Origin of the sequence: Isoptericola sp. b408, assembly GCF_030588085.1 — a bacterium.
In the GTDB taxonomy this organism is placed as follows: Bacteria; Actinomycetota; Actinomycetes; order Actinomycetales; family Cellulomonadaceae; genus Isoptericola; species Isoptericola sediminis.
On sequence record NZ_JAUQYQ010000002.1, the window covers coordinates 401,119 to 419,282 of the forward strand.

19 protein-coding genes are annotated in these 18,164 nt (G+C 75.1%); 15 read left to right on the top strand and 4 right to left on the bottom strand.

Translation table 11 applies throughout. The annotated features are described in order from the left end of the window. Nucleotides 1-21 precede the first annotated feature (21 nt). Genes Q6347_RS07495 through Q6347_RS07520 form a run of 6 tightly spaced genes read left to right on the top strand, consistent with a single transcriptional unit; the run spans nt 22 to nt 7,093 of the window. Nucleotides 22-633 (top strand): bifunctional 2-polyprenyl-6-hydroxyphenol methylase/3-demethylubiquinol 3-O-methyltransferase UbiG, encoded by a 612-nt coding sequence (locus Q6347_RS07495; protein WP_304604165.1) that lies wholly within the window; start codon nt 22-24, stop codon nt 631-633. Nucleotides 634-663: 30 nt separating this feature from the next. Further along, nucleotides 664-3,366, top strand: a complete 2,703-nt coding sequence (locus Q6347_RS07500) for a GNAT family N-acetyltransferase (RefSeq protein WP_304607059.1) — start codon at nt 664-666, stop codon at nt 3,364-3,366. A gap of 50 nt (nt 3,367-3,416) precedes the next feature. Then, complete coding sequence (locus Q6347_RS07505; RefSeq protein WP_304604163.1) at nt 3,417-4,016, top strand: DUF5998 family protein; 600 nt, start codon at nt 3,417-3,419, stop codon at nt 4,014-4,016. Further along, complete coding sequence (locus Q6347_RS07510) at nt 4,013-5,230, top strand: alkaline phosphatase family protein (RefSeq protein ID WP_304607060.1); 1,218 nt, start codon at nt 4,013-4,015, stop codon at nt 5,228-5,230. The genes Q6347_RS07505 and Q6347_RS07510 overlap by 4 nt, the downstream gene beginning before the upstream one ends. Next, on the top strand, nt 5,227-6,438 hold the full coding sequence (locus tag Q6347_RS07515; RefSeq protein WP_304607061.1) for an MFS transporter: 1,212 nt from the start codon (nt 5,227-5,229) through the stop codon (nt 6,436-6,438). The genes Q6347_RS07510 and Q6347_RS07515 overlap by 4 nt, the downstream gene beginning before the upstream one ends. A gap of 13 nt (nt 6,439-6,451) precedes the next feature. Continuing rightward, entirely contained in the window at nt 6,452-7,093 is a 642-nt protein-coding gene (locus tag Q6347_RS07520; protein WP_304604160.1) for a thymidine kinase, read from the top strand. 2 nt (nt 7,094-7,095) lie between these two features. Here the strand turns inward: Q6347_RS07520 and sepH are convergent, their stop codons facing one another. Further along, nucleotides 7,096-8,385 (bottom strand): septation protein SepH, encoded by a 1,290-nt coding sequence (gene sepH / locus Q6347_RS07525; RefSeq protein WP_304607062.1) that lies wholly within the window; start codon nt 8,383-8,385, stop codon nt 7,096-7,098. 116 nt (nt 8,386-8,501) lie between these two features. On the opposite strand from sepH, the gene Q6347_RS07530 reads away from it, so the two are divergent. Together Q6347_RS07530 and Q6347_RS07535 are read left to right on the top strand one after the other, a co-directional pair. Further along, entirely contained in the window at nt 8,502-9,332 is an 831-nt protein-coding gene (locus tag Q6347_RS07530; protein WP_304604158.1) for an inositol monophosphatase family protein, read from the top strand. Between the two features lie 193 nt (nt 9,333-9,525). Next, nucleotides 9,526-9,825 (top strand): DUF4193 domain-containing protein, encoded by a 300-nt coding sequence (locus Q6347_RS07535; RefSeq protein ID WP_171248133.1) that lies wholly within the window; start codon nt 9,526-9,528, stop codon nt 9,823-9,825. Nucleotides 9,826-9,930: 105 nt separating this feature from the next. On the opposite strand, the gene Q6347_RS07540 is transcribed toward Q6347_RS07535, so the two are convergent. Continuing rightward, the gene (locus Q6347_RS07540; protein WP_304604157.1) at nt 9,931-10,428 is read right to left on the bottom strand and encodes a DUF3093 domain-containing protein; all 498 of its coding nucleotides are present in this window, start codon (nt 10,426-10,428) and stop codon (nt 9,931-9,933) included. Nucleotides 10,429-10,471: 43 nt separating this feature from the next. Here Q6347_RS07540 and dut point away from each other — a divergent pair, with 43 nt between their 5' ends. The 4 genes from dut to Q6347_RS07560 all read left to right on the top strand — a co-directional run bounded on the left by dut (nt 10,472) and on the right by Q6347_RS07560 (nt 12,977). After that, entirely contained in the window at nt 10,472-10,957 is a 486-nt protein-coding gene (gene dut / locus Q6347_RS07545; RefSeq protein WP_304604156.1) for a dUTP diphosphatase, read from the top strand. Between the two features lie 94 nt (nt 10,958-11,051). After that, nucleotides 11,052-11,819: a DUF3710 domain-containing protein gene (locus tag Q6347_RS07550; RefSeq protein ID WP_304604155.1), complete on the top strand. Its 768-nt coding sequence runs from the start codon at nt 11,052-11,054 to the stop codon at nt 11,817-11,819. A gap of 1 nt (nt 11,820) precedes the next feature. Continuing rightward, nucleotides 11,821-12,189: an OB-fold nucleic acid binding domain-containing protein gene (locus Q6347_RS07555; RefSeq protein WP_304604154.1), complete on the top strand. Its 369-nt coding sequence runs from the start codon at nt 11,821-11,823 to the stop codon at nt 12,187-12,189. Beyond that, nucleotides 12,186-12,977: a DUF3159 domain-containing protein gene (locus tag Q6347_RS07560; protein WP_304607063.1), complete on the top strand. Its 792-nt coding sequence runs from the start codon at nt 12,186-12,188 to the stop codon at nt 12,975-12,977. Before Q6347_RS07555 ends, Q6347_RS07560 begins: the two co-directional genes overlap by 4 nt. A 39-nt stretch (nt 12,978-13,016) precedes the next feature. Here the strand turns inward: Q6347_RS07560 and Q6347_RS07565 are convergent, their stop codons facing one another. After that, on the bottom strand, nt 13,017-13,691 hold the full coding sequence (locus Q6347_RS07565) for a TrkA family potassium uptake protein (RefSeq protein WP_304604152.1): 675 nt from the start codon (nt 13,689-13,691) through the stop codon (nt 13,017-13,019). Further along, nucleotides 13,691-14,347, bottom strand: coding sequence for a TrkA family potassium uptake protein (locus Q6347_RS07570; RefSeq protein ID WP_304604461.1), 657 nt, complete (start codon nt 14,345-14,347; stop codon nt 13,691-13,693). The genes Q6347_RS07565 and Q6347_RS07570 overlap by 1 nt, the downstream gene beginning before the upstream one ends. A gap of 91 nt (nt 14,348-14,438) precedes the next feature. Here Q6347_RS07570 and Q6347_RS07575 point away from each other — a divergent pair, with 91 nt between their 5' ends. Genes Q6347_RS07575 through Q6347_RS07585 form a run of 3 tightly spaced genes read left to right on the top strand, consistent with a single transcriptional unit; the run spans nt 14,439 to nt 18,144 of the window. Next, on the top strand, nt 14,439-16,421 hold the full coding sequence (locus Q6347_RS07575; RefSeq protein WP_304607064.1) for an APC family permease: 1,983 nt from the start codon (nt 14,439-14,441) through the stop codon (nt 16,419-16,421). Between the two features lie 11 nt (nt 16,422-16,432). Continuing rightward, on the top strand, nt 16,433-17,725 hold the full coding sequence (locus tag Q6347_RS07580; protein ID WP_304607065.1) for a class I SAM-dependent RNA methyltransferase: 1,293 nt from the start codon (nt 16,433-16,435) through the stop codon (nt 17,723-17,725). Continuing rightward, nucleotides 17,725-18,144, top strand: a complete 420-nt coding sequence (locus Q6347_RS07585) for a hypothetical protein (protein WP_304607066.1) — start codon at nt 17,725-17,727, stop codon at nt 18,142-18,144. Before Q6347_RS07580 ends, Q6347_RS07585 begins: the two co-directional genes overlap by 1 nt. Nucleotides 18,145-18,164: the final 20 nt, after the last annotated feature.

An 18,164-nucleotide genomic window follows, 5' to 3' on the forward strand; every position in this document is an offset into this window, starting at 1 on the left:
TGGACGCGGAGGGTGATCGGGATGACGGACTACGCGCGGATGTACCGGCTCGGTGTCCGACCCTGGGAGCGGTACCCGAAGGTCGCCGCCGCCGACGTCGCAGCGGTGCTCGACGGCGCGGCCGAGGGGCGGGGGCGCCCGCCGGGCCGGGCCCTCGACCTGGGCTGCGGCCGCGGGATCTACACCCGCGAGCTCGCCCGGCGTGGCTGGGAGGCCGTGGGCGTCGACGCGGTGCCGCAGGCGGTCGAGGAGGCGCGCGACCGCGACCCGGCCGCCACCGCCACCTACGTCGTCGGCGACGTCACGCGGCTTCGCGGGCTCGGCGTCGGCCCGGTCGACCTCTTCCTGGACGTCGGCTGCTTCCAGGGGCTGGACGCGGCGGACCGGGAGGCGATGGGGCGCGAGGTCACCGCCGTGGCCCGGCCGGGCGCGACGCTGCTGATGATGGCGTTCGGCGTCACCCGCTGGCGGTCCCTGATCGGGGGCGTGTCGCGGCAGGACGTGGCCGATGCGTTCCCGGCGTGGGACGTGCGGTCGGCCTCCGAGGTCGACCTGAAGGGCCTGCACTGGCCGATGAACCGGTCCTCCCCGCGCTGGTACCGCCTCGTCCACACCGGCCGGTCCCCGGGGTGATCGTCGTGGTCAGCGGATAACCTGCAGGGGATGGACGCTCCGAGGACCGCCTACCCCGTCGAGTGGGAGGCCGACGTGGTGCTGCGTGACGGCACCACGATGCACCTGCGTCCGATCTGCCCCGAGGACGCGGACGCGCTGCAGCGGTTCCACACCGGGCAGTCCGAGCGGTCCACGTACATGCGGTTCTTCGCACCCATGCCGCGGCTCACCGACCGCGAGCTGCGGCGCCTCGTCGACGTCGACCACCGCGACCGCGTGGCCCTGGTCGCCGTCCGGCCGGGCCAGGACGAGGAGGGCAACGCCCGCGAGGACATCCTCGGGGTCGCGCGCTTCGACGTCATCGCCGACGGCGAGGCGGAGGTCGCCTTCAACATCGCCGACTCGCTCCAGGGCAAGGGGCTGGCCTCCGTGCTGCTCGAGCACGTGGCCGGCGCCGCCCGCGAACGCGGCGTGCGGCGCTTCACCGCCGAGGTGCTGCCGCAGAACGGCTCGATGCTCGGGGTGTTCCGCGACGCCGGCTACGAGATCAGCCAGCACCTCGACGACGGCTTCGTCACCGTCGGCATCGACCTCGACCCCACCGAGAGGTCCCGGGCCGTGATGGCCGACCGCGAGCACCGCACCGAGGCGCGCTCCATGGCGGGTCTGCTCTCGGCACGCCGGGTGCTGCTCGTCGGCCCCGGGGACGACGACGGCACCCCTGAGGCGCTGCTCGCCCGCCGGGTGCTGGACGCCTACTCGTTCGACCCCGGGGACACCGAGCTCCTCGTGCTCGACCCGCCCGGTGCCGTGGCCGGCAACGTGCTCCGGCCCGCCGGCTGGGACGACGTCGACCGGATCGACCTCGCGGTGCTGGCCGTCCCGCCCGAGGACGCGCTCGCCGCCGTGCGCCGGCTCGCCGGCAGGGGAGCGCGCGGCGTCGTCGTGCTCTCCGGCGGGTACGCCGAGACCGGCCCCGACGGACTCGAACGGCGTCGTGAGCTGGTGCGGACCGCGCACGCCGCCGGGATGCGGCTCGTGGGGCCGGTGTCCTACGGGCTGCTGACGACCACGCCGGGGTCGGCGCTGCGCGCGAGCCTCGCCGAACGCCCGCCGCCCGCCGGCGTCGTCGGGCTGTTCTGCCAGTCCGCCGCCGCGGCCGTCACCCTCACCGCGACGCTGGAGCGCCGCGGGCTCGGGGTGTCCTCCCTCGTCTCGGCGGGCCACCGCGCCGACGTCTCCGGCAACGACCTCATGCAGTACTGGCAGGACGACGACGCCACCCAGGTGGTGTGCCTCTACCTGGAGTCCATCGGCAACCCGCGCAAGTTCTCCCGCATCGCGCGGCGGCTGTCCGCCGTCAAACCGGTCGTGGTCTCGACCGCCGGGCGGTCCGGGCACGTCGTCCCGCCCGGGCACGCCGTCCGCGCCACCCGGGCCCCACGGCGGCTGCTCGACGAGCTGCTGCGCCAGTCCGGCGTCATCCAGGCCGAGAACACCCACCAGCTCATGGACGTCGCCCAGGTGCTGGCCCACCAGCCGCTGCCCGTGGGCCGGCGGGTGGGCATCCTCGCGTCCTCGGCGGCGCTCGCGGCCCTGGTCGCCGAGGCCGCGGCGTCCGCGGGCCTGGAGGTCGCGACCTCCAGCGACTACCTGCCGCCGCACGCCCACGAGGAGGACATCGCCCGCACCGTCGAGGCGCTGTACGCCCCCGAGTCCTGCGACGTCGTCGTCGCCGTCGACGTGCCCGTCGTGCAGCCCCGGACCGGGGCGATCGCCCGGGCCGTGGCGCAGGCGGCGGCGCGGACGGGGCGCACGACCGTCGCCTCCATGCTCGGGCTGCACGGCATGCCCGACGAGCTCGCCGCCGTCGCGCCGGACGGCACGCTGGTCCGGATCCCGGCGTTCTCGACCCCCGAGGACGCCGTGGTCGCGCTCGGCAAGGTGGTCGACCACGCCGAGCAGCGCACGGTGACGCGCGGCCACGAGGTCGCCCCCGACGGCGTCGACTCCCGCCGGGCCCGGCAGCTCGTCGAGTCGTGGCTCGCGGACACCGAGGGGCGCGAGCTGGACGGCCACGAGGCCGCCGAGCTGCTGGCCTGCTACGGCATCCGGCTGTGGGAGGCGCGCCCGGCCCGGGACGCCGACGATGCGGTGGCAGCCGCCGAGGAGCTCGGCTGGCCGGTCGCGCTGAAGAGCACCTCCCCGGCGCTGCGACACCGCAGCGACCTCGGGGGAGTGCGTCTCGACATCACCGACGCCACCGAGCTGCGCGACGACGTCGAGCGGCTCCGGTCGGTCGCCTCGGCCCTGGTGGGCGACGAGTCCCCGGTGTTCGAGGTGCAGGCGATGGCGCCGCCCGGCGTGGCCTGCGTGGTGCGCTCCGCCGAGGACCCGCTGTTCGGCCCCATGGTCTCGTTCGGCCTCGCCGGGGACGCCGTCGACCTGCTCGACGACGTCGCCCACGGCATCCCGCCGCTGACCGACGTCGACATCTCCGCGATGGTCAGCACCGTGCGCGCCGCGCCGCGGCTGTACGGCTACGGCGGCGCCCCGCCCGCCGACGTCGACGCGCTCGAGGACGTGCTCGCCCGCGTGTCCGTCATGGCCGACGACCTGCCCGAGCTCGCCTCGCTGGAGATGTACCCCGTCGTCGTCGCCGAGCAGGGGGCCGCGGTGCTGCACGCCGCGGTGCGCCTGCGGCCGGCCGGCCGGCGCGCGGACGGGCTGCGCCGCGCGCTGCCGGGCTGAGGCGCCGGTCGCGGGGCTCGCGGGCGGTCGAACAGTGGGACAATGCGACCGTGCCTTCTGCGACCACACGCAAGAACCTTCGTGACGAGCTCGGTGCCCACGTCTACCGTGCCGGGTACTACCCCGACCTGGTGACCGACGTCCTCGACGTCGCGCTCGCGGACGAGCCGGTCCTCGCGCACCTCGTCCAGGCCGAGACGACGTTCGACAGCCAGGTGCGTCGCCACCTCACCGTGCTCGCGCTGACGCCCACCCGGCTCGTCGCCGCGCACGTGGACGACCACGAGGGCGACGCCGCGAACCCGTCCTCGGCCGCCGCCACCACCGAGGCGGTCCCGCTGCCGGAGATCCGGTCCGTGGCCCTGACCCACATCGTCGCCGAGCCCGCGGACCACCGTCCTGGCGACGCGGCCGCCGAGCTGAACCTCGCCATCGGCTGGGGTGCCGTCGCCCGCATCGACCTCGAGCCGGCCCAGTGCGGCGACCCGAGCTGCGAGGCGGACCACGGCCTGACCGGCCAGCTCACCCCGGACGACGTCGTGGTGCGCGTCAGCTCGGCCGCCGAGGGCGCCGACGCGGTGCGCCGGGCGGTGCACTTCGCGCGCGAGCTGTCCGCCGCCACCGGCGTCAGCGGGCGTTCGTCACGATGACGGCACACCTCGACGCCCTGCCCGCCGGTCTGGTCACGCCGTCCTACGGCACCGGCTCGCTGGCCGCCGTGCTGCCCGCTGCGGCCGGCGCACTGGGCCTGGACCTCACCACCGCCACCGGTCTGCACTCCCTCGACGCGGCTGCCGCGCTCGGCCTGCCCGACGTCCGTCGCGTGGTCGTGGTGCTCGTCGACGGCCTCGGCCTGCACAACCTCGCCGAACGCGGCGGTCACGCACCGTTCCTGCGCGGCCTGCTGCCGCAGGCGCGGTCGCTGACCACCTGCTTCCCGTCGACGACGGCGTCCGCCCTGGCCACGCTCGGCACGGGCACGTCCCCGGGCATGACCGGGCTGCTGGGCTACACCCAGCGCAACCCGGACACCGGCGGGCTGGCCACGATGGTGTCGTGGACCGAGCAGTCCGACCCCTACCGGCCCGGCACCAAGACCTCGGCCCCGCTGGCGGTCGACCCCGCCGCGCTGCAGCGTGAGCCGACCGTCCTGGAGCAGGCCGGTGCCGCGGTGAGCGTCGTGGCGCCGGGACCGCGCAAGTTCTCCGACTCGGGGATGACCCGCGCCGCCCTGCGCGGACCGCGGTACGTGGTGGCCGAACGGTTCGCCGACCGCGTCGACGCGACCCTGACGGCCCTGCGCGACGACGGGCTGGTGTACCTGTACCACGGCGACGTCGACAAGGTCGGGCACCAGCACGGTCCCGACTCGTGGCAGTGGGGTGACGCCCTGGAGGACGCCGACGCCGAGCTTCGTCGGCTCGTACGGTCCGCCCCGCGCGGCACCCTCGTGCTGATCACGGCCGACCACGGCCAGGTGACCTCCGACCTGTCCGCGCAGCACGACGTCGCCACCCGGCCCGCGCTCGCCGCCGACGTGGTCCTGCTCGGCGGCGAACCCCGCATGACGCACGTGTACACCGCACCCGGCGCCGACGCCGCCGCGGTCGCCGACCGGTGGGCCGACGAGCTCGGCGAGGACGCGGTCGTCGTCACCGGCGAGGCCGCGATCGCGGCGGGGTGGTTCGGACCCGTCGCCGACCACGTGCGGCCCGTGGTCGGGGACGTCCTGGTCGCCGCACGCGGGCGGGCGACCGTCGTCGACTCCCGGTTGCACCCGTCCGCGGCCCGGCACATGCCCGGCGTGCACGGCTCCCTCACCGAGACCGAGATGACCGTCCCGCTGATCGCCGCCGGCGGGTGAGGTCGGGCCGGGACTTCCCGCTCCTGCTCTGGGCGACCGCGTTCGCCTTCGCGGGATTCGCCCCGCTGCTCTCGGTCGTGCCCCTGTGGACCGCCGACGGCGGCGCCGGGTCGGGAGGCGTCGGGGCGACCACCGGTGTGCTCATGGGAGCGACCGTCGCCACCCAGCTCGCCATGCCGCGCCTCCTGCGGGTGCTGTCGTTGCGTCGGGCCTCGATGCTGGGCGCGCTGCTGCTCGGGGCGCCGACCTTCGCCTACCTGGTCTCCTCGGCCGTGGGGTGGGTCCTGCTCGTCTCCGCGGTGCGAGGCGTCGGGTTCGGGCTGCTGGTCGTGGCGGGCAGCGCGCTCGTCGCCGAGCTGGTGCCGCCCGAGCGGCGCGGGCGCGGGCTGGGCGCCTACGGCGTCGCGATCGGCGCCCCGCAGGCCCTGCTGCTCCCCGTCGGGGTGTGGGCGGCCGAGCACCTCGGCTTCGCCGTCGTGTTCGTCACCGCCGGCGGCGCCGGTGTGCTCGGCGCAGTGGTCATGGCGGGCGTGCGCGAGCGGGACCGCCGGGGCGACCCGTCCGCCGTCGGCCCCCTCGAGGAGGACCCCGCCGAGGTGGTCGGCGGCCCGGTGCGCTACCGGACGCTGGCCGGCTCCGGGGTGCTCCTGCTGGTGGCCGCCTGCGCGTTCGGCGGGACGACGTCCTTCGTCCCGCTGGCCTTCCCCGCCGCGACGGCCTCGCTGGTGCTGCTCGCCGTCAGCGTCACGATGACGGCGGGCCGGTGGTGGGCCGGGGTGCGGGCCGACTCCGAGGGCGTGGGCGGCCTGCTCCCGTTCGGGGTCGGGGCCTGTGCGGTCGGCACTCTCGCGATCGCGGGCGCGGCCGGGCTGCTGGAGGGGACGTCCGCCCTGGTGCTGGCGAGCGCCGGCGGGCTGCTGTACGGGCTGGGGTTCGGAGCGCTGCAGAACGACACGCTCGTGCTGATGTTCCGGGAGGCGGGCCCGGCCGGCACCGGTACGGCGAGCGCCGCCTGGAACATCGCGTACGACGGCGGCACGGGCGCCGGATCTCTCGGGGTCGGGTTCGTCGCCCAGGGGGTCGGTGTCAGCGGCGCGCTCGGCCTCTCGGCGGTGCCGCTGCTGGTGCTGCTGCCCCACGCGGTGCGTCGGTCCCGGGGTGCTCGCGGCCTGCTGGGTCGGCGGCGGGGCCCGCGGCGCGACGTCTGACAAGATCGTCCCCATGGCCGAGCTCGTCTTCTTCTCCGGGACCATGGACAGCGGCAAGTCGACGCTGGCCCTGCAGACCGACTACAACCACCGCGCGCGGGGTCGCCACGGGCTGATCTTCACCCGCAACGACCGCGCCGGCACCGCACGGATCTCCTCCCGGCTCGGGCTCGAGGTCCAGGCCCGCGAGGTCGACGACGACACCGACTTCTGGGAGGAGATCTCCGCCGAGCGCCAGCGCGGGCACCTGGTGGACTACCTCGTGTGCGACGAGGCGCAGTTCTACTCGCCGGAGCAGGTGGAACAGCTCGCGCGACTCGTCGACGAGACCGAGATCGACGTGTTCTGCTTCGGGATCACCGCCGACTTCCGCTCCCGGCTCTTCCCGGGGTCGACCCGCCTGGTCGAGCTCGCGGACCGGCTGGAGGCCCTGCAGGTCCAGACGCTGTGCTGGTGCGGGGCGCGGGCGACCCACAACGCCCGCACGGTCGGGGGAGTGATGGTCGTCGAGGGCGACCAGGTCGTCGTCGGTGACGTCAGCTCGGCCGACGAGGTCGCCTACGAGGTGCTCTGCCGGCGCCACCACATGCGGCGGATGACGGCCGGGGTCGCGCGGCGGCTCGCCCCGGCGGACGGGCTGCTCGACGTGCCCTGACCTCAGGACGAGGGCCGCGCACCACCGAACACGATCTCGTCCCAGCTCGGCATCGGCGCGCGGCCCTTGCGGGCACCGCGTCGGGGGCGTGGCGACGGGTCGTCCGTGCCGGTCCCCGTCGCCGCCACGGTGTCGTCCGCCGGAGACCCGGCGTCGTCCGGCGACGACCTGGTGTCCTGTGTCGGCGACCCGGCGTCGTCCGCCGACGACGAACGGTCCGTGGTCGCCGGTGCCGGCGCGGCGGGCCGGGGGACGGGCGCCGGGACCGGCGCGGGAACGGGCACCGGGGCGTGCTCGGCACCGTGGTCACCGTCCTCGTGGTCCGTGCCGCGGTCGTGCGACGCGTCCTCCGCCCCGGCGTCGGGCGAGGGTCGTTCGGGCTCCTCGGTGTCAGCGCCCGGGTCCGGTCGTCCGGACCGCTCCGGGTCCTCGGAGGCGTCCGGCGCCGAGGAGGTGTCCTCGGCGCGCGAGGAGCGGTGCGCGTCCCGGCGTGCGCCGAGGTCGACGATGCTCGCGCCGTCGTCGGTCCTGGCGGGCGGTCCGCCGTCGAGGCCGAGCGGCAGCTCCTGGTCACCCGGGCGCGGAGCCGGCCGGGTGCGGTGGGGCCGCTGTCCCCGTCGGCCCGCCAGGTCGTCGAGCAGCAGCTCCGTCGCCTCCGAGGCGGGATCGGGCGGAGGCGTGGGACGCCGCCGCGGCTCGGTCGGGACGCCGAGGATCTCGGGGGAGACGGGGTCGTCGGGCTGGCCCAGCCACCGGGCCTCGTCGTCCACGGCCGTCACCGCCCGGCTGCGCGGGTCGAACGTCCACGCGGCGCACCGGTCGCGACCCCCGGCCACGAAGCGCACCTCGACGTGCCAGGGGGCCGTCCCCGTGCGCCGGGCGCTCCAGACCGCCTCGGCCGCGTCGACGTCGCGGGCGGCGAGCCGGGCGTCGGCGAGCTCGCCCAGGGTGGCGTCACCCTCGGGGTCGGTCCGGTGGTCGCGCACCTGGCCGATGACGTGGTCGCGCTCGGCGGCCACGGGCCACTCGTAGCGGCGCACGTGCTCCGACGGCAGCCCCGACTCCGCGGCGAGCTCCTCGACCGTGGCACCGGCCCGCAGGCGTGCCTGCAGCTCGCGGGGACGCAGCGGGGTCTGCGACTGGGCCTGGAGCGCCTCGGTCCGCGGGCGGTCGCGCCGGACGGCGGCGCGCAGCGCCTCGGAGATCGCAAGCGTGTGCTCCGCGCCGTCCGGACCGCGCAGGACCAGGCGCTCGGCGTCCTCGTGCAGCGTCACGAGCTCGAGCTCTGCCATGGTTCCTCCTTCACCGCCCGCCCGCGTGACGGGCCTGCTCCGTCGAGCGTGCCACCGTCGCCGTCGTCCGGGGGGCAGGTTCCGTCGGTGTGCCGCGGATCGGGCAGGATGGAGGGGTGACCACCACACCCTCCCTCCCGTCCGCGTCCGAGACCAGCGACCTGCGCACCCTCGCCCGCTCCCTCGCGATGGAGGCGGGCGCGCTCGTCCGGGGCAGTCGGCCCGACGAGGTCGAGGTGGCCGCGACGAAGTCCAGCGCCGTCGACCCCGTCACGGCGATGGACCGTGCCGTGGAGGACCTGCTGCGGCGGCGCCTCGCCGCGCGTCGGCCGGACGACGCGATCCTCGGCGAGGAGGGGGACGACGTCACCGGGACGAGCGGGCTGACCTGGGTGATCGACCCGATCGACGGCACGGTCAACTACCTCTACGGCGTCGCCTCCTACGCGGTGTCGGTGGCGGTCGTGGCCGGTGACCCCGACCCGGCCCGGTGGACACCGCTCGCCGGTGCCGTGCACTCCGTGGTCGACGGCGTGACCTGGACCGCTGCGCGGGAGCAGGGCGCCGACCGCGACGGCCTCCCCGTGCAGGTGCGCCGGGCGGACTCGCTCGCCACCAGCCTGGTGGGCACCGGGTTCGGGTACGAGGCCGAGCGGCGTGCCGAGCAGGCCCGCGTGCTGAGGCACGTGCTGCCGCGGGTGCGGGACATCCGGCGCCTCGGGTCGGCGGCCATCGACCTCTGCCTGCTCGCCGACGGGCGCCTCGACCTCTACTACGAGCGGGGACTGAACCCGTGGGACATGGCCGCGGGCGGTCTCGTCGCCCTCGAGGCGGGTGCGGCGCTCAGCGGTCTGGACGGCGCGCCGGCGACGCGGCGCATGACGGTCGCCGGGTCGCCCGACCGGCAGGCGGAGCTGGTCGCGTTGCTCGAGGAAGCAGGTGCCTGAAGCACCTTGCGTTCGCGCAGGGTGAACCGTACTGTTCGCGCAGGTCAGGGGGCATGTGACCGGCGCGACACCGCAATTTGTCGCGAGCCCGGCTCGGATGGTGCACAATCCGTGGGCCGAACGGGAACAAAACCTGATCGGCAAGCATTATCAGCGCGTACCGACACCCACTCCACGGAGCGTGACAGCACAGATGGCAACCGACTACGACGCACCCCGCAAGAACGAGGACGACGCGGAGCAGGACTCGATCCAGGAGCTCCAGACCCGTCGCTCCGACAAGTCCTCGGGTGTCGTCGACGAGGACGAGACGGAGGCTGCGGAAGGCTTCGAGCTTCCGGGCGCCGACCTGTCCGGTGAAGAGCTCGCGGTGCGCGTGCTGCCTCGCCAGGCGGACGAGTTCACGTGCTCGAGCTGCTTCCTCGTCCATCACCGCAGCCAGCTGGCCTACGAGAAGAAGGGCCAGATGATCTGCACGGAGTGCGCGGCCTGACACCCCGCACACCGCGTGGACGGGCGTGACCCGACACCCGAGACCCAGGCCGTCATGTCCTCGACATGACGGCCTTCGTCATGTCGGGGGAGCCGGCGGACCGGCTCAGGCGCCCGCACCCGACTGCACCAGGGCGTCGGCGAGCTCGTCCGGGCGCCGCGTGGAGACCAGCCAGTAGGGGGTCGGGTCCAGCGGGTCGCGCAGCACCACCTTCAGGCCGGTGCGCGCCCAGCTGCGCAGGCAGACGTAGGCGCGGGCGTCGAGCTCCGGCCCGAGCGCGGTGCGCATCTCCTCGGCGCTGAAGATCGGCGTCACCCCGCCGAGCAGCTCCACCGGCACACGGGCGGGGCCGGCCCGCAGCTCGCCGTCGGCCACCTCGACGACGGGGGCGGTCGCGACGAGCGTCACGACGACGACACCGGCGACGAGCACCCCGGCCCCGGGGGCGACGAGGGGCGCGAGCGGCAGCAGGGTGACGGCCACGATGACGCCGAGGCCGATCGAGGCGACCCAGGCGCCGGGGCCGGGCAGGAGACGTTCCCGGAACAGCGGGGCAGGAGCGGGCTCCGCCGGGTTCCCCGAGCGGCTGGGCGCGTCGTTCATGGCCTCATCATCGCAGGTCTGCGCGGTCCGATAGGCTGCGCGCGTGCCCCATGACGCCAGCCCGCCGCTGACCGACCCGAGCACGCTCGACGTGCTCGTGACGCTGCTGGACGACGCCGCGGTCGCCCCGACCTACGCCCACCCCGGTGACGCGGGCGCCGACCTGGTCACGACCGTCGACGTCGACCTCGCGCCCGGCGCGCGCGCCGTCGTGCCGACCGGGCTGGCGATCGCGCTGCCGGAGGGCTACGCCGCGTTCGTCCACCCGCGATCCGGGCTCGCGGCCAAGCACGGCGTCACCGTGGTCAACGCCCCCGGGACGGTCGACGCCGGCTACCGCGGGGAGATCAAGGTCGTCCTGGCCAACACCGACGCCACGGAGACCGTCCGGCTGCGCCGCGGCGACCGGGTCGCCCAGCTCGTGGTGCAGCGGGTCGAGCACGCCCGGTTCCTCGTGGCCGACCGCCTCCCGGGGTCGCAGCGCGACACCGGCGGGTTCGGGTCGAGCGGGGGGTTCGCGCAGGGCTGACCTGCACTGTTCCCGACCGCTCTCGCCAGCGGTCTACCCTGGGCACGAGGCACGGCGCAGCGCCGTGGCGACCGACGAGACAAGGAGCTCCCTGGTGGGTCTGTTCCGGCGCAAGGCGTCGACGAAGGACACGGAGTCCGCCGCGGCGGACGCGACCTCGACCTCCCCGACCCCGGACGACGCCCCGGCGGCGACCGGGTCCGACCAGGGCGAGGAGAGCGCCCGGCCGACCGGTCGCGGCCCCTTCGACTCCTCGCAGGTCTCGTCCCTGGGTGCGCGGGTCGACCTCGGCGCCATCTGGCTGCCCGTCCTGCCCGGGCTGCAGCTGCGCATGGAGGTCGACAAGAAGTCGCAGAAGGTCACCGGGGTGGCCGCGTCCCTGAAGGGATCCATCCTGCAGGTCCAGGCGTTCGCCGCACCCAAGACGATGGGGATCTGGGACGAGGTGCGCGAGGAGATCGCCGCCTCGCTGACCAAGCAGGGCGGCACCGTCGACGACGTGCCGGGCACCTTCGGCCGCGAGCTCATCGCGCGCATCCCGGCCCAGACCTCCGAGGGCAAGACGGGCGTCCGCCCGGCCCGGTTCATCGGTGTCGACGGGCCGCGGTGGTTCCTGCGCGGCGTGCTGTCCGGGCGGGCCGCCGTCGACGCCGACGCCGCCAAGCCGCTGGAGTCGGTGTTCGCGAACGTCGTCGTCGTCCGTGACGGCAGCCCGCGCCCCCCGCGCGACCTGCTGACCCTCACCCTGCCCGAGCAGAAGCGTGCCGCGGGCGCGGAGTCCGACGGCCCGGCCGGGGCGACCCCCCAGGAGCCGAGCTTCGACCCGCTGCAGCGCGGCCCCGAGATCACCGAGACGCGCTGACATGTCGTTGCGCAGCATGGTCAGGTCCGCCCTGGCCTCCACCGACACCGTCGCCGCGGACGAGGAGCGCAGCGCCGCGGCCATGGTCGCCGGGTGCACGGCCCTGGGCGAGGTGGCCCCGCGGCACCGGTACTCGGTCGCCGGCGTCCTGCGCTCCGTGGTCCTGCACCCGCGCCAGGACGTCCCCACCGTCGAGGCCGAGCTCTACGACGGCTCCGGCACCCTCGACCTCGTCTGGCTCGGCCGCCGTCAGATCGCCGGCATCCAGCCGGGCCGGCGGCTGCGCGTGGAAGGCATGGTGACGACCCGCGACGGGCGACGCGCCATGTTCAACCCGCGCTACGAGCTGCGCGCACGGGCGGGCGAGTGAGCGGGCGGCAGGGCGGCGAGCGGCCGCCCGAGCACGAGACCGGTCCCGCGGACTCCCTCGCGCGCCGCGGCGTGCGCGCCGTGACCGGGGACTCGTTCTCCCTCGGTGAGGCGATCGGCGGCGTGCGCGGTGTCGTCGAGGCGGTGCTGCCCGGGCTGGTGTTCGTCGTGGTGTACGTCCTGACCCTGGACCTGACCTGGGCCCTGGTCGGTTCGGGCGTCGCGGCGCTGGTCACCGTCGGGGCGCGTCTCGTGCAGCGCACCCCGGTCACGCAGGCGGTCGGCGGCGTGCTCGGCATCGCCGTCGGCGTCATCTGGGCCTGGACCTCGGGCGAGGCCGAGGACTTCTACGTCTGGGGCCTGTGGACGAACGCCGCCTACCTGGTGGCCTTCATCGTGTCCATCCTCGTGCGCTGGCCGCTGGTCGGTCTGTTCGTCGAGGCGATCCGTTCCGGGTTCGCCGAGCAGGCGTCCGCGCAGCGCCCGGCCGCCGAGTCGCGTGACGACGAGGCCGAGCAGTCCAGCCCGTGGGCCCCGCTGGTCGCCTGGCGCGCGGACGCGGACCTCGTGCGGCGGTACACGATCGCCAGCTGGTTCTGGGTCGGGCTGTTCGCCGTCCGGCTCGCGGTGAAGGTGCCGCTCTACCTCGACGGCGACGTCGGCTGGCTGGGCACGATGCACCTGGCGCTCGGTCTGCCGCTGTGGGGCCTGGTGCTGTGGCTCACCTGGGTCGTGGTGCGCGGCGCGCACCGGGACGCCGCCGAGGCCGGGACCCCCGAGCGCGCCTGACCGAGCCCGTCGGGCTCCACCCTGCGCTGCACCTCCGGCTCAGCCGAGCTCGGGACCGTCGACGACGAGCTGCTGCAGCACCGACGGGTCGGCCTCCTGCCCGGTGACGAACATCAGCTCGTCGCCGGCCTCCAGGGCGTCGTCGTCGGTGGGGTTGAACGGCTGGGTCCCGCGCACCACGCAGGCGAGCACCGTGTCCGCGGGCCAGCGGACGTCGTGCACCCGCAGCCCGACCAGCGGCGACTCCTCGGGCAGGGTGACCTCGAAGATGTCGGCACCCGACTGGTGGAAGGTGAAGATCCGCACCAGGTCGCCGACGGAGACGGCCTCCTCGACCATCGCCGTCATGATCCGGGGCGTCGACACGGCGACGTCCACGCCCCACGAGTCGTCGAACATCCACTCGTTGCGCGGGTTGTTCACCCGGGCCACGGTGCGCGGCACGGCGAACTCGGTCTTGGCCAGCAGGGAGAAGACGAGGTTGACCTTGTCGTCGCCGGTCGCGCCGACGACGACGTCCGCCGAGGAGACGTCGGCACCGGTCAGGGAGTCCGTCTCGCAGGCGTCGGCCAGCAGCCAGTCGGCGTCCGGCACCTGCGCCACGCGCATGGCGGACGGGTTCTTGTCGACCAGGACGACCTCGTGGTCGTTGGCCAGCAGCTCGGAGGCGATGGACCGGCCGACCGACCCGGCCCCGGCGATGACGACGCGCATCAGTCCTCCTCCTCCGGGCCCGGGGCATGGGTGAGCAGCCGCTCGACCCGCGCCGCGTCGTCGGCGTGCATGAGCACGTGCAGGACGTCGTTCTCCTGCAGCAGGGTGTCCGGCCCGACGATGCGGGCCTCGGCGTAGCGCGTGATGAAGGCGACCCGCGCCCCGGTGGTGGCCTCGATCCGGCGGACGGAGAGCCCGAGCCAGCCCGGGTGGTGGTCGACCTGCGCCAGGCGGACCGCGCCCGAGGGGTCGCGGTACTCGTCCGTGGCCCCCAGGGGGAGCATCCGGCGCAGGACCTGGTCCGCGGTCCAGCGCACGGTGGCCACGGTGGGGATGCCGAGCCGCTGGTAGATCTCCGCGCGGTGCGGGTCGTAGATGCGGGCCACGACGTGCTCGACGCCGTAGGTCTCCCGGGCGACCCGGGCCGCCAGCACGTTCGAGTTGTCGCCGTCGGACACCGCCGCGAACCCGTACGTGTCCTCGATGCCGGCCTGGGTCAGGGTCTCGCGGTCGAAGCCGACGCCCGTGACCTTGTGCCCGGAGAAGTCCGCGGGGAGGCGGCGGAACGCGTCCGGGTTCTGGTCGATGACCGCCACCGAGTGGCCGTTCGACTCGATCGTCTGCGCGAGCGTGGAACCCACGCGGCCGCAGCCCATGATCACGAAGTGCACACGCCAGACGCTATACCCAGGTCAGGACGGCTGCCGACCCGGCCAGCGGGCGGTGCTGGGCTTAGCATGTGTCATCGTGTCGGACATCGCGGACGCCGCCAAGCGGTTGCTCCTAGGACGCCCCTTGCGCAGCGAGAGCACGAAGCAGGCTCTGCTGCCCAAGCGGGTCGCGCTGCCCGTGTTCGCCTCGGACGCGCTGTCGTCGATGGCGTACGCGCCGGACGAGATCCTGCTGATGCTCGCCCTGGCGGGCCTGGCCGCCACCGCGGTCTCGCCGTGGGTCGGGCTGGTGGTCGTCGTCGTGCTGCTGGTGGTCGTCGCCTCCTACCGCCAGATCGTGCGGGCCTACCCCTCCGGCGGTGGCGACTACGAGGTCGCGACCACCAACCTCGGGCCGACGGCGGGCATCGGCGTCGCCTCGGCCCTGCTGCTCGACTACGTCCTGACGGTGGCGGTGTCGCTGTCCGCCGCGGCGCAGTACCTGACCGTGCTCGTCCCGGCCGCGCGCGACGTCGAGGCGTGGGTGGCCGTCGGCCTGCTCGCGGCGCTGACGGTCGTCAACCTGCGCGGGGTCCGGGAGTCCTCCTGGGTGTTCGTCGTCGTCATCTACTGCTTCATGGCAGCGGTCGGGATCCTGGCCGTCGTGGGTGCCGTCCGCCACCTCACCGGCGGGTTGCCGCAGGCGGAGAGCGCCGGGTTCGACCTCGTGCCCGGCGCCGGGTTCGAGCAGGGACTGGTCGGCGTCGCCGGCGCCTTCCTCGTGGCGCGGGCCTTCGCCTCCGGCGCGGTCGCGCTGACCGGGGTGGAGTCGATCACCAGCGGTGTCCCGGCGTTCCAGCGCCCCAAGCGGCGCAACGCGGCCGCCACCCTGGCGCTGCTCGGCGGCATCTCGGCCGTGATGCTCATGACCATCCTGTTCCTGGCGCAGGCCACCGGCGTGAAGTTCGTCGAGGACCCGACCACCCAGCTCACCCGCGGGGGCGAGCCGGTGGGGGAGGGCTACGAGCAGCACCCCGTGCTGGCCCAGCTCGCCGAGACGATCTTCGGCGGCGCGGGGATCGTGGCCATGGTCGTCGTCGGTGTCACCGCCCTGGTGCTGCTGCTCGCGGCGAACACGGCCTTCTCCGGGTTCCCGGTCCTCGGGTCGATCCTGGCCAAGGACGGCTACCTGCCCCGCCAGCTCCACACGCGCGGCGACCGCATGGCGTTCTCCAACGGCATCGTCACCCTGGCGATCGCGGCCGGGGTGCTGATCCTCGCCTTCGACGCCGAGGTCACGGCGCTCATCCAGCTCTACATCGTGGGTGTGTTCGTCTCGTTCACGCTGTCCCAGCTCGGGATGCTGCGGCACTGGACCCGGGCCCTGCGCAAGGAGCCCAGCCCGCGCGAGCGGACCCGCATGAAGTGGTCGCGCACCGTCAACGGTGTCGGTTTCGTGCTGACCGCGGCGGTCCTCGTCATCGTGCTGGTGACGAAGTTCACCCACGGCGCCTGGATCACGCTGGTCGCGATGGGTCTGCTGTTCGTCCTCATGCGGGGCATCCACCAGCACTACTCGCGGGTGCGCGACGAGCTGGCGCTGGACGACATCTCCGGTGCCCGCGCCCTGCCCAGCCGGGTGCACGCCGTCGTGCTCGTCTCGCGCGTGCACAAGCCGACCATGCGGGCCCTGGCGTACGCGCGCGCCTCCCGGCCGTCCGTGCTGGAGGCCGTCACCGTCGGGGTCGACCCCGCGGAGATGGCCGACCTGCGGGAACGCTGGGAGGCGCTGCACCTCCCGGTGCCGCTGCGGGTCCTCGACTCGCCCTACCGGGAGATCACCCGGCCGGTGCTGCAGTACGTGCGCTCGGTCCGCCGCGAGTCCCCGCGCGACCTCGTGGTCGTCTACATCCCCGAGTACGTCGTCGGGCACTGGTGGGAGCAGCTGCTGCACAACCAGTCCGCTCTGCGGCTCAAGGGTCGGCTGCTGTTCACCCCGGGCGTCGTGGTGGCCTCGGTGCCGTACCAGCTGTCCTCGTCGGAGGGGCAGACGGGACTCGAGTCCGAGCAGAGCGGGTGAGAATAGGGGACGTGCCCCGACCTCGCCGTTCCGCCCCGCGCCCCCGTCCCGCCGACCCCGACGTCGGTCTCGAGCTCGAGCTCGAGATCGGTCCCGTCGCGCACGGCGGGCACTGCGTCGCCCGTCACGAGGGCCGGGTGGTGTTCGTGCGCCACACCCTGCCCGGGGAGCGCGTCCGCGCCCGGGTCACCGAGGGCGGGAAGCGCTTCTGGCGGGCGGACGCCGTCGAGGTGCTCGACGCCTCGCCCGACCGCGTCGACCCGGCGTGGCCGGCCGCCGGACCCGGGGGAGCGGGCGGCGGCGAGCTGTCCCACGTCGCGCTGCCCGCCCAGCGCCGCTGGAAGGCCGACGTCCTCGCCGAGCAGCTGCAGCGCCTCGCGGGTCTGGAGCGTCCGGTCACCGTCGAGGCGGCACCGGGCGACGACGTCCGCGGCGGGCTCGGCTACCGCACCCGCGTCGAGCTCGTCACCGACGGGGACGGCCGCGCCGGCATGCGCGCGTTCCGGTCCCACCGGGTGGTGCCGCTGGACGGCATGCCGCTGGCGACGCCCGAGGTGGCGGCGCTCGCCGACGCCGAGGGCGTCTGGGGCGGTCGCTGGCGCGCCGGGCAGCGGCTGGAGCTCGTGGCGCCCGCGTCCGGGTCGGCGCCGGTCCTGCTCGTCGACGGCGTGCCCTGGCGCCGCGGCCGGCCCGACACCCGTGCCAACGCGCGCCGCGCCGTGACCGAGGAGGTGACCGTGGGCGGCCAGGGGCACCGCTACCGCGTCACCGCCGACGGGTTCTGGCAGGTGCACCGCGAGGCGCCGGGCGTGCTCGCGAACGCCGTGCTGGAGGCCGCCGGCGACCTGGACGGCGCGCGGGTCCTCGACCTGTACGCCGGTGCCGGGCTGTTCACGCTGCCGCTGGCCGCGGCCGTGGGCCCCGGTGGCCGGGTCGTGGCCGTCGAGTCCGACCCCCGGGCCGTCAAGGACGCGCGCCGCAACGCCCACGACACCCCGCAGGTCGAGCTGCACCTCGGTGCCGTCGACACGGTGCTGCTCGGCGGGGACGCGGCCGGCGACGGCGCCGGCGAGGCCGACGTCGTGGTGCTCGACCCGCCGCGGGCCGGCGCGGGACGTGCCGTGGTGCAGGCGATCGCGGACCGCCGTCCGACCCGGGTGGTCTACGTCGCCTGCGACCCCGCCGCGCTGGCGCGTGACGTCGGCTACCTGGCCGAGCACGGCTACGGGCTGGCGGGTCTGCGCGCCTTCGACCTGTTCCCCATGACGCACCACGTCGAGGCCGTCGCGGTCCTGGAGCGCTGATGGGGCGGCCGGAGCGGCGGGGAGTGCGGCGCTGGCTGCCGCTGCGGCTGGCCGTCGTGGCCGCCGTCGTCCTGGTCGGCCTGCTCGTGGCGGTCCTGGCGCGCCAGCCGTCCGACGACCCCGTCCTGCAGACGTACGAGGGCGTGCCCGCGGGCGTGGCGCAGGACGAGCCCGTGGACGGCGAACCCGGCTGGGTGCTCGGCGAGGACGGCCGGCTCGCCGTCTACGCGGGCGGGAGCTCGTCGTGCCCCTGGCGACCGACGTCGGTCACGGCCGACGGGAACCGGGTCACGGTCCGCCTCGAGGTCGACGGCGGGCCGGCCTGCACGATGGACATGGTCTACCGCACCAGCATCGTGGCCCTGCCCGACGGCGTGGGCCCGGACGCCCTGGAGGTCGAGCTCGAGCTCGTCGGCTGACCCGGGACGGCGCCGCGCAC